General features: G+C 51.5%; 13 protein-coding genes. All 13 read right to left on the reverse strand.

The features are described 5' to 3' along the window. Positions 1-1,706: methyl-accepting chemotaxis protein (locus HRQ63_RS19840; RefSeq protein ID WP_172246935.1), on the reverse strand; the 1,706-nt coding region annotated here is incomplete at its 3' end. Positions 1,707-1,990: 284 nt separating this feature from the next. Further along, entirely contained in the window at positions 1,991-2,770 is a 780-nt protein-coding gene (locus tag HRQ63_RS19845; protein ID WP_172246936.1) for a hypothetical protein, read from the reverse strand. Beyond that, complete coding sequence (locus HRQ63_RS19850; protein WP_172246937.1) at positions 2,763-3,641, reverse strand: ATP-binding cassette domain-containing protein; 879 nt, start codon at positions 3,639-3,641, stop codon at positions 2,763-2,765. The genes HRQ63_RS19845 and HRQ63_RS19850 overlap by 8 nt, the downstream gene beginning before the upstream one ends. Continuing rightward, positions 3,638-4,015 carry a GntR family transcriptional regulator gene (locus tag HRQ63_RS19855; RefSeq protein WP_172246938.1) on the reverse strand — a complete coding sequence of 126 codons (378 nt, stop codon included), beginning with the start codon at positions 4,013-4,015 and terminating at the stop codon, positions 3,638-3,640. Before HRQ63_RS19855 ends, HRQ63_RS19850 begins: the two co-directional genes overlap by 4 nt. 391 nt (positions 4,016-4,406) lie before the next feature. After that, positions 4,407-6,422: a serine hydrolase domain-containing protein gene (locus HRQ63_RS19860; RefSeq protein WP_172246939.1), complete on the reverse strand. Its 2,016-nt coding sequence runs from the start codon at positions 6,420-6,422 to the stop codon at positions 4,407-4,409. Between the two features lie 127 nt (positions 6,423-6,549). Beyond that, entirely contained in the window at positions 6,550-7,017 is a 468-nt protein-coding gene (locus HRQ63_RS19865; RefSeq protein WP_172246940.1) for a hypothetical protein, read from the reverse strand. 118 nt (positions 7,018-7,135) lie between these two features. After that, positions 7,136-8,311, reverse strand: a complete 1,176-nt coding sequence (locus tag HRQ63_RS19870; RefSeq protein WP_229714109.1) for a slipin family protein — start codon at positions 8,309-8,311, stop codon at positions 7,136-7,138. A 1,147-nt stretch (positions 8,312-9,458) separates the two neighbouring features. Beyond that, positions 9,459-10,223 carry a DUF4253 domain-containing protein gene (locus HRQ63_RS19875; RefSeq protein WP_229714110.1) on the reverse strand — a complete coding sequence of 255 codons (765 nt, stop codon included), beginning with the start codon at positions 10,221-10,223 and terminating at the stop codon, positions 9,459-9,461. 71 nt (positions 10,224-10,294) lie between these two features. Further along, positions 10,295-10,954 (reverse strand): ATP-binding cassette domain-containing protein, encoded by a 660-nt coding sequence (locus HRQ63_RS19880; RefSeq protein WP_172246943.1) that lies wholly within the window; start codon positions 10,952-10,954, stop codon positions 10,295-10,297. Next, positions 10,951-11,769: a hypothetical protein gene (locus HRQ63_RS19885; RefSeq protein ID WP_172246944.1), complete on the reverse strand. Its 819-nt coding sequence runs from the start codon at positions 11,767-11,769 to the stop codon at positions 10,951-10,953. The genes HRQ63_RS19880 and HRQ63_RS19885 overlap by 4 nt, the downstream gene beginning before the upstream one ends. Next, the gene (locus tag HRQ63_RS19890) at positions 11,766-12,587 is read right to left on the reverse strand and encodes a hypothetical protein (protein WP_172246945.1); all 822 of its coding nucleotides are present in this window, start codon (positions 12,585-12,587) and stop codon (positions 11,766-11,768) included. Before HRQ63_RS19890 ends, HRQ63_RS19885 begins: the two co-directional genes overlap by 4 nt. Next, entirely contained in the window at positions 12,581-13,774 is a 1,194-nt protein-coding gene (locus HRQ63_RS19895) for a hypothetical protein (protein ID WP_172246946.1), read from the reverse strand. Before HRQ63_RS19895 ends, HRQ63_RS19890 begins: the two co-directional genes overlap by 7 nt. Continuing rightward, positions 13,771-14,706 (reverse strand): ATP-binding cassette domain-containing protein, encoded by a 936-nt coding sequence (locus HRQ63_RS19900; protein ID WP_172246947.1) that lies wholly within the window; start codon positions 14,704-14,706, stop codon positions 13,771-13,773. Before HRQ63_RS19900 ends, HRQ63_RS19895 begins: the two co-directional genes overlap by 4 nt. Positions 14,707-14,732: the final 26 nt, after the last annotated feature.

Here is a 14,732-nt window from a genome sequence, read left to right on the forward strand (position 1 = left end):
AACGCTCCGCGCGTGGAGGCTGCGGCTTCGATCTGCTTGTCCACCGTCGCTTGGAATTCCTGAATTTCGTCGATGCTTTGGCGGCCGGCTTCCTGCACGCCCGCCAACAGCGTATCGATATCCGCTGCCGAAGCGCGGGTTTGTTCGGCCAGTTTGCGCACTTCGTCCGCGACCACGCTGAAGCCTTTGCCATGCTCGCCTGCACGTGCCGCTTCGATGGCGGCGTTCAGCGCCAACAGATTCGTTTGCTTGGCAACCGTATGAATCAAACTGACGGCTTCGCCGATCTTCACCGTCTGGTCGCCGAGGCGGCGGTTGGCTTCTTCCACGCGTCCCGCCGAACTGCGGCTCGCTTCGGTCAGATCCCCTTGCGAGGCTACCGCTTCAAGGCCGCCTTTCATCGCTTCGGTCACGTCGTCCGCGCTGGATGCGGCAAGCCCCGCGCTGCTCGCGATCGCTTCGATCGATTCGTTCATATCACCCAACTGCTCCACGCCGGTTTGAATCGAGGAAGCTTGATCGGTTGCGCCTTTTGCCAATTCTTCGATGACGACTGCGATTTGATCCGAAATATGCTTTGCTCCTTCGGCTTGACCGTGCATATACTTGGCCGAGTTTTCCACGCCTTCCGCGGAACCTGCCGCCGCATGGATCAATTCGCGCAGACTGGACGACATTTCGTTGAACGCGGTACCCAGCTTGCCGATTTCGTCTTTGCCTTTCACGTCGACGCTGACCGTCAGATCGCCTTCCGCCATGCTTTGCGCGCTTTTTTGCAGCAGGATCAGCGGTTTGATCAGGCGGGCGGCGGCGAATACGGCCAAAACTCCCAACAGAACGGCAAGACCGATAATACCGCCGACAAACAGATTGCGCATTTGCACATATTCGGCAAACGCATAGCTTTTCGATACCGAAGCGGCTACATACCAGCCCGTGCCTTCGACTTTTTGATAATGAAGCAGTTGAGGTTCGCCTTTGTACGCGTAATTCAGGCTGCCTGCTTCTCCGCCTTGCAGAATTTGATCGGCGATTCCCGAGTAATCCGCAATCTCTTTCAGAGGTTTGTTGACATTATCCGCATCCGGATGAGCCAAGACAACGCCTGTTTTATCCGTCATGAAAGCGAAGCCGCCATCAATTTTGATATTATTAATAGTGTCCGTGAGAGTGGAGAGTTTCATGTCGCCTGCCACTACGCCTGCAAATGCTCCGTCAGGTTCATGCAGCGGGTAACCGATCGATACGGCATAATCGCCGCTGATCATATCGAGGTACGGATTACTGAAGTTCAACGCATTCGCTGCTTTGCCTTCCATGTACCATGGACGCACTTTGACATCGTATCCCGCTTCGGGAACCCAGCCGGATCCGTCGATCATGCGTCCGTCTTCCATGCCCACGTAGATGTCGGACAGATTGTTTTTGTTGGATTCCGCCGTGTACGCTTGAAGCTGACTTTCTTTGATTTGATCCAATGGGACCGAAGACTCGATAACCAATGCAGTCGTTTCTACGACTTTTGCGTTTTTTCCGACCCAGCCTCCGATTTGCTCCGCTGTATTTTCAGCCGTGCTTCGCAAATTATCGCTGATTGATTCTTCTGCTTCATTTCTCATCGTGCTAAGTGCCGCGATGCTAATGCTGCCCGTACCCAACAGAGTCACGACTACCAGCAAAATAGCCAATTTCATTTTCAAATTCATTCCAATGCCCCCTTGATTATGCCGATCTGCTTAAGCTAATGCATGTTTCTTATTACGACACGTCTTCAAGGCATCGGTGCCGTTCGAAAGGGTGAACGTATAGTTGGTTTCGATATTTATCGACATAATCAGCAGAAAATTTAGCATAAAAAGGAGGTGCAAAAAGAAAAAGCGCAAAAGCATTTGCTTTTGCGCAATAGAAACGTTTCTTTTAGGACTATAGGGGTATTTGATCTTTGTTTCACAATTTTATTCATTTAATGAATAGTGTATCCTTGTACAATTTAGAACGTTCTGCGACGCGTGAATAGCCAAGCACCTGCGACGAATACGAGACTCAATCCCAAATTAAGGCCGATCGCCGACACCAACGAATCATTGAACAGTAACGCCAGGAAAAAGTCGGCCACGTGTACCCGCAAAGACGCAATCGATGTACCGATCGGAATCGCCGCGATCAGAACCGTCCAGATGACCCATGAGATCGGCGATTTTAATCCGGAAAATAACAGATTGAACAGCGCCAGAACGAAGAAGTAAAAGACCGTCTGATACACAAAGGCTCCGATAAAACCAAACTGTTCCCAGCCGAAAACTTCGATGAGATTGTACGTCTGGCTATGCGTGCGGATCACGTTTTGCTCGAACGGCCACCACAAGCTGTTCACTAAAGCAAGCAGTACCGCGGAAACGGCATAGACTCCCAGCAGTCCTGCAAAGTATCTGCGACGGGAATCCCCGAAGTTCATCATGGGACGGAACGTTTTTAAAGGCAGGATAATAGCCAGCAAAGGAAGCAGTACCAACAGCATGTTTGCCGAAGATACATTGACGTTCTCCATCTCGGAAGGCACTTCGATCGACAGATCGTTGTTGCCGGTAAGCTCCCGAAGCTCGCCCACGGCTGCGGCGACGTCTTGCGCATCCTGCTGAGGATCGTTTCCGAGCGCCATGTTGATGGTAAAGTTGGCAATGACCGAGACCGCGATAGCCGCAACCAAGATCCATATCGCCAGCTTCATGCGAAGCCAAGATACCTGGAGCTGCACCTTCATCTTATTCATCCGTCTGTCCCTCCTCGATCAGGTAAGCAAAGAATTTTTGCAGCGGCACGCCTTCGACGGCCAGCCCTTGGCTCTCCGCCGCCTTATGATCTTCCTTCGTCAATTTTCCATATACGATCGCCATCCCCGCGTTGCCGTAACGCTCGCCGTGGATCACGCGCTTACCTTGCACGAAAGTATCCAACGCGGCGCCGAGTCCGCTAACCAGATGCGCGCGCTCCCGAATTTGCTCGACCTCTTCCTCCATCAAAATACTCCCCGACTCCATGATGAAAACTTTTTCGACGACGGTCGCGATTTCGTCGATCAGGTGCGTAGACAGCAGGACGGTACGAGGGTGTTCCGCATAATCTTCAAGCAGCGTCCGGTAAAAACGTTCCCGCATCAGCACATCCAGTCCCAACACCGGCTCGTCGAAAATGGTCAAAGGCGACCGGCTGGCAAGTCCGATCAGGTTGCCGACCATCGACTCCATGCCTCGCGACAACTGCCGCATTTTTTTACGCGGATTCAGCTTGAACGTCCCGAGCAGCTTGGAAGCAAATTTCGCGTCCCAATCCGGGTGGAAAGCTGCGGCCATCTGCAACACATCGCGAACCCTGGCATTGCCCGGGTAAAAGTTTTTCTCGCGGATATAACAGATTTGCGCCGGCACGTCGCCTTTTTTGAGCAGGGTTCCATGGACGGCAATTTCTCCGCCGTCCGGAAAAACCCCTCCGGTCACCATGTTCAAAAGCGTCGTTTTCCCTGCGCCGTTTCGGCCCAGTAATCCGTAAATTTTAAGTTCCTCAAGCTCCAAGCTCAGGCTATCCACTGCATCCGTACGTCCATATGATTTGTTTGCATGCTTCACTTGCAAAACTGAACTCATTTGCGCTGCTCCCCCTTTTCGCGTTTGATCATCTCGATTACGTCTTCGGTCGTCATTCCCAGCTTCTCCGCTTCTTCCAACAGCTTGACGACCAGATCACTGTAAAATCGTTCGCGGCGTTTGGCCATGATCTTCTCCTTCGCTCCGACGGCCACATACATGCCAAGCCCCCGTTTTTTATAGATGATATCCTCATTCACCAGCAGTCCGAATCCTTTCACGATCGTGGCGGGATTAATCTGGAATATGCGCGAAAACTGAGTTGTCGAGATAATCTGATCTTCTTCCGCATAGGTGCCGTTTAGAATGTCGTCTTCGATTCGCTCCGCAATCTGCTGAAAAATAGGCCGGCTCTCGTCGAATGGAATCGGCATTTTTACCACCTTTCTGGTTTGTTAGTCATGTAACTAACCATAATGGCAGATGTGGTTTTTGTCAATAGAAAAGGCCTGCGAAATTTCGCAGACCGGTTTTTGAAGTTCCTGTTTGTTTTTTGAAAAGCTTAGGCGCTGCGGGAAAAATTACAAGCATATGCTTCTGAAGTGCATTTCTTCGAAATGCTTCACAAGACGCTGTCTCGCGCAGAAAGCCTCCGGCTTTCCGCTCTCAAAGGCGTCTTTCACTGAATTTCTCCCTCCGCTAGAGCTTTTCAAACTACACCTACACGATCAAGTTTAACGGGTTCTTTTCTTGGTGCAGAATATAGGTTAGTCAATATTTCGATTGATTTGTATATTTCTCGAAAGCGAATCCCTCTTAAATGGATTACTGCGTGACGTTAATCAGTTTGACCAACGTAACCGCGGCTTCTTGGCGCAGCAAAGGGGCGGTTGGGTGGTAGTCGTAGGTTCCGTCCGGATCGCGCTGCACTTCGAGGTCGGAGAGTTGGGAATCGATCATGAATTTAACGCCGTCGGCAGCCCAAGACGAAGGAGGATCCGAAAAAGTTACGGTACTTTCGGTTAGGGAAGTGCCGTAGCTTGCCGAAGCGATGCGGAAGATCATCAATGCGGCTTCTTCGCGCGTGATCGGCTGGTCGGGACGGAAGGTTCCGTCCGGGTATCCGGTAATTCCGCCAAGTTCCGTGAATAGTTGGATGGCTTGGGCATTGGGATCATCTTGAACATCGGCGAAGCGCGAAGGTGTGTTGAGGAGCTGACTGTTCGCGACTTTGGCTAATTGTCCGACAAATTCGCTCCGGGTCACGGCTTCTTCCGGGCCGAAGTTCGGTTCTGATTCTTCGGTGGATAGGCCTCTGAATCGAATGGTTTCAATTGAATCGGCATACGGGCTATCGGCGTCAACATCTTTGTAAGCTTCGAAATCCGGCATTCTTTCATACCAAGTATCTCTGTAATAATCGGAGTAAAAATAATCGACCCGGCCTTTCTTGTCTTTATGGAATCCGACTCCGTTACCGTAGGTGTCCCGGAAAAAATCAGTTTCGGATGATTGCGGCTGCAGCTGGAAGTTCAACATTTCACTTGATTGAAATTGTAAAATTCCGTCGTCAGCCGTTACTTTCGCATACCGGAACGGTTGGCGCAGATTACGATAATAGCCTTCGTATTTTGCAAGTTCTTCGGTAGAAAGAGTCGGAAGATCTTCGCTGATCGAAGCCGTTTCCGTTTTGGGATAATAATGATCCATGAAGCTTTTGAAAATCCCGTCGTAGGAAGCAAAAGCATCGGTATTGGTCACGAACATCGCGCCGACTCCTTGCTCGGGCAGCAGCCACATATAGGAATGGAATCCTCCCATGTCTCCGCCTTTGCCTGCTACGACTTCTCCGTTATACGACTGGCGGGAGAAAAACTCGAATCCGTAACCGGAAATAGGCTGCTGGTGCGACATTTCGAACTGGATCGCTTCTATATCCGTTCGTGTCTCGGGTTGCAAAATCTCCGCATCGCCTTCGCCCAGCATCGCCAGCATGAACTTCGCCATATCGGAACCTGTCGTGACCAAGCCGCCTGACGGCGCATAGGCCGGAGCCAAACCATTTTTATAAACGTCGAGTTTCTGGCCCTCTGAGTTGTAAGCACTCGCCAGACGTCCCTTCGTTTGCTCCGCACGACCGAATCCGCTGTTTTCCATGCCCAGCGGCTCGAAAATATTTTGTTTAATCACCTCTTCATAAGGCATATCCAAGACTTTTCCCAGTATGTAACCTTGAAGGGTGTAAGCAAAGTTGTCGTACCGATACACGGTTCCCGGCTCGCGTACGACGGGCGGCATGGATTGTTCGACGAATTCGTCGAGCGTCTTCCGGGCTTCGGGCGGCATCAAAAGGCTGGTGTCCCCTTCTCCGCGTTCAAATCCGCTCGTATGCGTCAGCAGGTCAGCCATCGTGACCGGTACGTCCGTTTCATTGGGAATCGTCAATCCGTCCATATACGTCTGTACATCGGCATCCAGATCGATTTTTCCTTGCTCGACCTGCTGCATGACCGCGGCTGCCGTAACCGTTTTAGATACCGAAGCCATGGCAAATAACGTTCGATCCGCATCAACCGGCGTTTGCGTCTCGATGTCGGCGTAGCCGTATCCTTTATTGAGCAGCACTTTTCCGTCGCCGACGATCGTAAGTACGGCTCCGGATTGCTTGAAACGGTTTGTCATGAGGTTATCGGCGAACTGTTCAATCTCTGACGGATCGCGCGGACCGCGAGGCGACGCCTCGGCAGCGGTCGTGACTCCGGCAACCTGCGGAAGAACCAATAATACTGTCAGTAATAGCGCTGCCGCAAGCTTCGTGTTTACTTTTCGCAATTGGAACATCCTGTTTCCCCCTCCTTGTTTTGTCTAACCCCTATCTATACGTCGCTAAATTGATAACGGTCTCATTCGCATGCTAAAAAACCGTCTTCGAGAAGACGGTTTCGGCATGCGATGCTTGGTTCGACGATCAATCAAAAGATTCGTGGTGCAGGTCCAGCATTTTTTCCAACAACCAATTATCCCGTTCCAACTGGGAATAATCGTCGGCCTGCCATCGGCTCACGATTTCTTCAAGCAGCTGCGCGTTGTTGTAAATGCCTCGTTTTTGGCCGCCTTCGATCATTTGATCAAATAGATTCAAACGCCATTTGGACGATAGGAAGATCGGCGTCGATTTCGGACTCAGCCTGGCTTCGGACAAGGATTGCATCATGCCGACAATCACGAACTCGTCGGGCCATTCGCCTCTTTTCAGCGAAGCGAAAATTTCAAGCTCCGGGCGGTCGTTGATCACGACGATGTTCGGAGCGTCGGCGATCGGATTCGGGACGACCGGATATAAGCGCTTGTCGGAATCCGCCGTCTGAGCCGCGTACGCGTTTCCGGAACTCAACAGGATGGCAGCCGCCAATGCGGTAAGGATCGTTTTTTTCAATTCATGGTCTCCTCTCGGTATGCAGGGTTCTTGATAAAGACGCGGAGCGGCCGCTATTCGTTTGCCCGAAAGACAAATTTCCCAAGTTTATTCGTCCGATCCGCCCGATTCGTACTCCTCAACCGATTTCTTTTCGATCTTCTCCTTGCCGCAATCCGAGCAGCCCGTTCATCTGTTCCAGCAAATTCCCTCCGCCGCTGAGCGAAATGGTCCCGATCTTTTCGCAGATTTTCTCGACGAATTCAAGCTCCTTGAGCCGGTACAGCGTCGCGTTTTCATCCATCAGCTTGGCGGTATTCAGCAGGCTTCGGGTAGAGGCCGTCTCTTCGCGCCGGGTAATCATATTCGCTTGCGCCTTCTTCTCGGCCAACAGCACCGTATTCAGAATCGCGCGAATCTCGCCCGGCAAAATGACGTCTTTCAATCCGGCTACCAGGAATTCAACCCCGTATTCGGCGCCGCTGGGTTTCAATCGACCCAACACATAATCGCCGATCTCCTGTTTCATTTTCAGCAAATCATCCAGCTTGAGCGTTCCGACATACTCGCGCAGCAGCAGTTGGAGTTGAACATAGACCTGCTCCTCGAAATTTTTGATTTCCGCCGCGCGAAGCGGATCGGTGATCCGGTATTGGCAGACGAAATTCAAACGCAGCGACACTTTATCTTCGGTCAAAATTTCCTGTCCCGTCATATCGAGCTGTTGGCGGCGCAGATCGAACTTTTTGACCGTAACGGCTTCCGAACCCCGCCAGAAAAAGCTGCGTCCCGGCGAAAGCTGCCGCTGCAAACGGTTGTCGAAGTATAACAGTCCAACCTCATGACTGGACACGTCGACCGTCTGAATATAATTCGCTCCGATCTTTTCCAGCAGCGCACGGCTCACTTCCGGACCGACCTCCGGCGTTGTCGCATCGACACGGACAAAAGTATGCGTAATCGGCTTATTCCAATAGGCGTACGTTCCGGACATCAACACATCACGAAAACGGCCGTTTTCCAGATGCAGCACATACTCGCCGTCGCTGACGTCCGTCACGTTCAACTGAGCTATCAGATCAGCATCATGGCTGAACAAGCGCACATCCATCGCATCAGTCGCGTGAGCCCATGTTGGTCGATAATCAAAAGGTTCGGTCGTTTTTTTGAATACTAATGTTCGAAGTCCCTCGTTCCAGGCAAAAAATCGATAAGATCCCGGCATCAAGGTACGTACATAACGCCCTTGTTCAAAAAGCAAAGCGCGCTCGTTATCCCCGACCTGAACCTTACGGAATCCGGCACCCAGCACCATTGTGTCAATCGCTAAGCCGTTAGCGTAATCGCCCGGACGGATATCCTTGCCCGGAAGCCCCGGAATTTTTCGACCGTGCGGCTGATTTATGTGTGATTGATGTTGAAAATTTGTCATGAATCATTTCCTCCTTGGAATCTTTGAGACGGAAACTCGCCTATGCTCACGTGCGGAGCTTGGCTTAAGCCGATTCCGGTCGTGCAGGGAAGACAAAGATTCGTACAGCCGAATATCGATTCCGCTTTCGAACCGACATCGACCCACTTTCTTTCTGCCTCTATGCCCGACTTTTACCGGCGCATCCGCCACAGCTGCAAAGCACACTCGCATATCGGACCCTGTATAAGCAGCACCGCCGGAACTTCTCGTCCTCAAAGATTTTCATTTGTGTCTCCATTTGAAGTGGAGAATGCTCAACCAAGAGCTCGCATCTAAAGCGAGTGGGGATTCGAACCCCGCAAATATTGCGCTTTTTTTTGCGAATGCGGCTTCCGGTATACCGCCGGCGCATCGCGCCCGGCACCGCCGAACCTTATCGAAGTCCGTGCCTGGGGAACACATTCGCGAATCCCTCGTGGAATCTGTACTCATTATGTCTGATCGTTAAGAACTCCAACAGGGCATAACTATGGCGACTGGCTTTTTCCATAACAAAAAAGGCTACCAAATCGGCAGCCCTAAGTCGTCGAGAAAGTCATTTCGGCGAGGGAAGCGAGAAGACTCTGAGATAAATTACCAGCATACGCTTCCGAAGTGCATTTCTTCGAAATGCTTCACAATTCGCTGTCTCACTCGGAAAACTGGATTAAAATTTAAGATGTAGTTTTCCAAGTTCAAAGGCGTATCTCACTGAATTTCCCTCTCCGTCTTCTCGCTTCCAGCTGCGTTGGACTTCCTCAACACGTTTAGGCTGCCAAATTAGCAGCCTTCCCCTTACTCCTATCAAGAATGTCCTGTCTGTAACGAAGCCTCCAGCGGAGGGAGAAATTCAGTGAATTACAGGATTTCGAAGAAAACCTGCGGTAACATTAAGCGCTATGTTGACGCCTTTGAGCTCGGAAAGCCGAAGGCTTTCTGAGCGAGACAGCGGCTTGAACGAATTTCTCCCGCAGCGCCCTGGCTTCTTTAACGAACAGGATATTCCCCTTCAATCCCACCAAAAGCTCCAGTTAGAGCTTCGCTTCAAATAAGCCGCATAGGCTCCGATCGAAGCAAATCTTTCGAGCACGTACGAACAAAACATAAAATGCTCGCGAGCCAGCTCCAACGCCTCCTCGTCGCTTTCCGGCAACCGCGCAGCCCGCAGCAGCCAGGAATCCTCGGTCACCGCCGTAGGAACAGCCCCGTACCGTTTTTGCCAATCCCGGAACAATGCCGCTTGCTCCACAGGTTGCGGACATTCGTTATAACCGCCCATCGGGATAATCAAGGGAGCCGTCCAGGCATCCGCTTCCGGCAGATCCAACAGCAGCAGTCCGCCTTCTTCATTACGCTCCACCCAAGCCGCATCGGGTAGAGGCTCTTGCAGAACAGAACCCTCCTCTTCGACGTTCACAAGCTGCTCGTCCACTAACTCAGGCTGCTCTGCCCATAAAGCCGCATAAGCTTTGTATGCAGAGCGCAGATCATCATGCTTATTATTGATTATCGGCAATCCGCTATCCCCAAGGGAATCGGCAACGACCTTTTTTAATACATCCGATGTAGACAGGCTCTCGGCTTGCCTTAATTGTTTTTCAACATAGTTCCGAATCGAATCCGCACCGTCTGCCGCTTCCTCCAGCATTTCCTCAATGTTATCGCCAGTGACAACCAATACTCGATGCAGACCCTGGGACGCCTGAAGGGGATACTTGATTTGTTCCGCTTGAACGGCCGCTACCTCGTACTCCTGCAACAAGCCCAACACCATTTTGCTCACTCGCCATTTCCTCCTTAACTTTATAAAGACATCGATTGAATTTCCTCTGCTTCTACTATAGGTCAAGTCAATGTTGAAACCAATTCCGGCTGCCGTTCCAACTTCCGATTTTCGATTCGATACACGTAGTCGCACAGCATCTCGATATCGCTCCGATGATGACTGGTCAACAGAATCGTTCGTCCTTCCGTCCGAAACGCCATCAATAATTCTCTTACTTGACCTACGCTGCGTTCATCCAAAGCATTGAAAGGCTCATCCAGAACCAACACTTGCTGCCCTTCCATAAAAGACTGGGCCAATGCGATCTTCTGCTTCATGCCGAGCGAATAATGACGCATCTTCTGACGCAAATCCGGGTCTAGCCCGACAGCTTTCATCGATCGCCGAATCTCTTCTTTCCCGATCTGCCCACGAACTTCGGCAAGCCGACGCAAATTTTCGTATCCGGTCTGGCCTGCCAGATAACCCGGACGGTCGATCATGATGCCAAAAGAATCCGGAAACCCTCCCGCTCCTCGCCGATAAGCCGGATCGATCTCGATACTGCCGCGATCCGGGAGCAAAAATCCGCAAATCATGCGAAACAGCACGGATTTGCCCGAACCGTTTAGACCGACAAGCCCATGGATCTTTCCTTTTTCAAAAACGGCAGACGCCTCCTCGAACAACCGCACGCCGCGAAACGACTTGCTGATCTTGTTCAACTCTATAACACTCACCTTAACAACCTCCTTTTTATTCGGAAGAGTCCTGCAAAAATGATCCGGTTACGCCTCAAATCGATCAGTCCGACGCATCCCAGCATCAACAGCGGAGAACCGACGAATGCCGGCCAAAACGTACCGAACGTATGCCTCGCATTGAGCAGCAGCATCCAATTGATAATCGACGCCCACTGCCACTCCGGGAAATGGGACTGTTTATGGTAAGCAATAAGACATCCGATCATCAGCCCGGCCGCAAGCAAACTGACCGCCCAGCTTTTTTCCGTATAGATCCAAGCTGTTGCGAGCCATACCGTGAGCATCTGTAAAAACAACGCCAATAGCAAAAACTGCGCGGCTATCGCCGTTGGCTGCGCCCAACCCTCTGCGGCAAAAGAATGCGTGAAAAAGTTAAGCCAATGCTCGGAAGTCGTAAACTCGCTCCAACCGCCCTCGAAAGACATCCCCGCCGTGGTCGAACCGATCGCCAGTCCCCATAACATAAGCAGGATCACTAGCGGTACGGATAGCTTTTTGACAACCAACCCCAACCAAGCCCGATCATTCCGTACCCGGATCAACACGGTCGTTTCGCCCAATTCGATAATCGTCCGCAGCGAGAGTACCAACCAGATCGGCAGCAGCAGCCACAGCATGGCGAAAGGGTTCATCACCTGATCAAAGACGATGTCCCAAACGTTGTACGTACGATCTTCTTCATACACGGCTGCCTGATAAACGAAACTCGCCCGCTGCCGCCAACACCAAATCAGAAAAATAGCCAGAATCACAAGCCATTTGAGCTGTAAAATCTCATATTTGATCCTCATAGCAGCCGGTTCACTTTCTCTTTAAATAAGTAGATATACAGCGTCAAAGCTGCGCAGCATAAAAGAATAAAGCTAAACGGAACGAACATTACCCACATCGGCTGCTGTACGGCGTTGAACGGAAAGACCGAATCGAAAAAATAAAACCGTCTGTCGGGCATGAGGAACGAACCGACCATATAGAGCAGAAAAGGAATGGATAGGGCAATAAACGAACGTTGGATGACCAGCAGCAGTAAAAATCCGAATGTCGCATACAGCGCCGCATTCAATCCGACCCACCCGGCACACGCGACTCCGTACACCCATTCTCCGTAAACGAGCAGCTGGTTCATCGTATGGCGGGCAGCTTGTTCCTGATTCCGCGCCGACTCGTCGATAGATCCGAACGTATTCGGGAAAAACTCGATCCAGCCGTAATGCGGAATGACGATGTAAGCCGCGATAAAGCAGAGCAACACCGGAACCGCAAGAGCCGCAAAACTCAGCACGACGTTAGCCGTCAGCTTGATCTTCAGCAGCTTGCCCAAAGGCATCCGTATCCGCTCGTAGATCAGAAAGCGGTGATTCAACGTCTCGGAAAAAGCTACATCGTATACGGCAACCGCCGCAATCGCGAATCCGACCATAGGGATCACGTCCAGCATAAAGGTGAAAAGATCCAGCCAGTCGCTAAGGGAATAAGCACTGTGCGCAAACGCCAGATAGACGAACGGGTAGGCGCAGAATAGCACATACAAGATCAAACGAACCGGTGTGAGCATTCGGCGAATTTCGACGGATACGTTATAAGCGTATGGAACTTTTTGACCTACCATCGGATGCGCCCCTTTTCCCGTTTCCAAGCGATATAAAGGAGTCCGCTCGAAATCGCCAGCAAAACGGCCAATTCGATAAACGTTTGGAACGGAGCCCGACCCAAGCCTACACTGAGAATATTGTTCAACATCGGATTCAAAAAGTAGTCGCCTTCAAAAAACAAAATCAACGTCAAAGCAACGGCTCCGGCTAACACGACATAATTCGACGCGATCGATGAAAAAAATACGGTTAACAGCGCCGCGATCCAGCAAAGGGCAAATACGGCAACATAGGTTGCCCCCATATACTGCAAGAAGCTCATATCGTACCAGAAAAAACCCCCTCCTTTTTTACTGATATCCGCTCCCATTAAACTCCATGTCCCGCTGAAACGATAGGCCAACAGCAAGACGACCAACAGTACTGCCGCGACCAAGGTTCCCGCCAACAGCGCCGCGGCGACTTTGATGCGAAATACTCCTGTAATCCCCGCTTTCGAGGATGCTTGTATTTCGCCGAGTCCTGCCCGGCGATCGCCGATATGAATATGCATGACAAACAGCGAAGTGATCAGCATGGCTGTTATCGCGAGCCGATTCAACAAATTTACCGAATTATAATTGTTCAAAAAATCTGTAGGGAGCACCGATACCCAGTCGCGACTTCTGATTTCCGCGACTCGTTCTTTCTCCTTTTCATTCATGCCTAGCGTGTTCAAATAGTTGTCATCATACGATTGAAGCCACTCGAACGACGCTTGCAGCTCCGCGAACAAATCGCGGGCCGGCCCTGCTTGGATGATCCGCCAGAGCTGCATCGTGCCGCCGTTCGCCATGCCGGATCGTTTAACGTATCTTTCGTAGCTATCCAGATCGGCTCTGGCGAATGCGGGCGTCGAACGAATATAAGCATCCGCTTCCGCAACCTTCGGCGCCAACGACTGTTTGAATTGTTCCGCCTCGGCTGCATCGATTTGATCTCCGTACTTCGCTTCCATGTCCACGGCAATTGCCGTATGCCAGTTTTTGAACTCCGAACCGGGATACAATACGTTGAACGGATACAACCATAACCCGCCGAGTAACAGCACCAACACCGCAAATCCTACCCTTTTCGGCATAAACAACTTCTTAAACTCCAGCCCGATCAAAGAAAGTTTCGACCTCCCGTAACCATCGCCAGAACCGTTAGCCATCGCCTTCATCGCAGTCTGCCTCCTTCCCCGACACCGACCGGCTCACGCGGGAAAAGCCTCTGTTCCGCCGTCTGCCGTTCACGATCCCGATACACGTACAAAAACACGTCTTCCAATCCCGGCTTCATCGGCTCCCAATGCGGCAGCGTTTTTTCCCCCTCGGAGACGAATCGCATCTGCCAGCCGTCCGCTTCGCCGCGCTCGGCCAGAATCGGATAGTTTTTTCGAAAAGCTTCCGCTTCCGTATCCGGAACCTTCGTCTCGTACACTTTTCCCGCCAGCATGGCGCAGATGTCTTCCGGCTTGTCTTTGGCAAAAACGCGTCCGTTTTTCAGCAGCACGATCTCGTTCGCGACCGACTCTACGTCCGAAACGACATGCGTGGACAAAATGACGATCCGCTCGCGGCCGAGCTTCGTGAGCAGACTGCGGAACCTCGCGCGTTCTTTCGGATCGAGGCCGCCTGTCGGCTCGTCGAGAATCAGCACGCGCGGATCGTTCAGCAGCGCTTGCGCGATCCCGACTCGCTGGATCATGCCGCCGGAGAACGTCTTCATTTTTTTGCGTTTGACCTCGCCGAGCGCTACCGCCTCAAGCAGAAGCTCGGAACGCTCCAAAGCTTCTTTTCGGCCCATCCCTTTGATCGCGGCAAGGTACTGCATATATTTAAGCGGCGTATCGCTGGGATAATAGCCGAAGCGCTGCGGTAAATATCCCAGCTGCATCCGATACTTTTCGTCCAAGGCGGCTATCGATTTCCCTTCGTACGAAATTTCGCCTTCCGACGGCGGAAGCAGGCCTGCCAACATCTTCAGCAGCGTCGTTTTTCCCGCTCCGTTCGGGGCAAGCAGGCCGTAAACCCCGTTTTCGAACGACAAGTCGATTCCTTCCAGCGCAAGATCATTTCCGTATCGTCTGCTTACGGCATGTACAGTCAGCATCAACGCTCAACTCCTTTTCTTTTTCC

The sequence above is a fragment of the Saccharibacillus endophyticus genome, from assembly GCF_013185185.1.
GTDB lineage: Bacteria > Bacillota > Bacilli > Paenibacillales > Paenibacillaceae > Saccharibacillus > Saccharibacillus endophyticus.

Coding starts and splice junctions, on each gene's coding strand:
- HRQ63_RS19845 (WP_172246936.1), bottom strand. CDS start 2,770: ATGAATAAGATGAAGGTGCAGCTCCAGGTATCTTGGCTTCGCATGAAG.
- HRQ63_RS19850 (WP_172246937.1), bottom strand. CDS start 3,641: ATGAGTTCAGTTTTGCAAGTGAAGCATGCAAACAAATCATATGGACGT.
- HRQ63_RS19855 (WP_172246938.1), bottom strand. CDS start 4,015: ATGCCGATTCCATTCGACGAGAGCCGGCCTATTTTTCAGCAGATTGCG.
- HRQ63_RS19860 (WP_172246939.1), bottom strand. CDS start 6,422: ATGTTCCAATTGCGAAAAGTAAACACGAAGCTTGCGGCAGCGCTATTA.
- HRQ63_RS19870 (WP_229714109.1), bottom strand. CDS start 8,311: ATGGTGCTGGGTGCCGGATTCCGTAAGGTTCAGGTCGGGGATAACGAG.
- HRQ63_RS19875 (WP_229714110.1), bottom strand. CDS start 10,223: ATGGTGTTGGGCTTGTTGCAGGAGTACGAGGTAGCGGCCGTTCAAGCG.
- HRQ63_RS19885 (WP_172246944.1), bottom strand. CDS start 11,769: ATGAGGATCAAATATGAGATTTTACAGCTCAAATGGCTTGTGATTCTG.
- HRQ63_RS19890 (WP_172246945.1), bottom strand. CDS start 12,587: ATGGTAGGTCAAAAAGTTCCATACGCTTATAACGTATCCGTCGAAATT.
- HRQ63_RS19895 (WP_172246946.1), bottom strand. CDS start 13,774: ATGAAGGCGATGGCTAACGGTTCTGGCGATGGTTACGGGAGGTCGAAA.
- HRQ63_RS19900 (WP_172246947.1), bottom strand. CDS start 14,706: ATGCTGACTGTACATGCCGTAAGCAGACGATACGGAAATGATCTTGCG.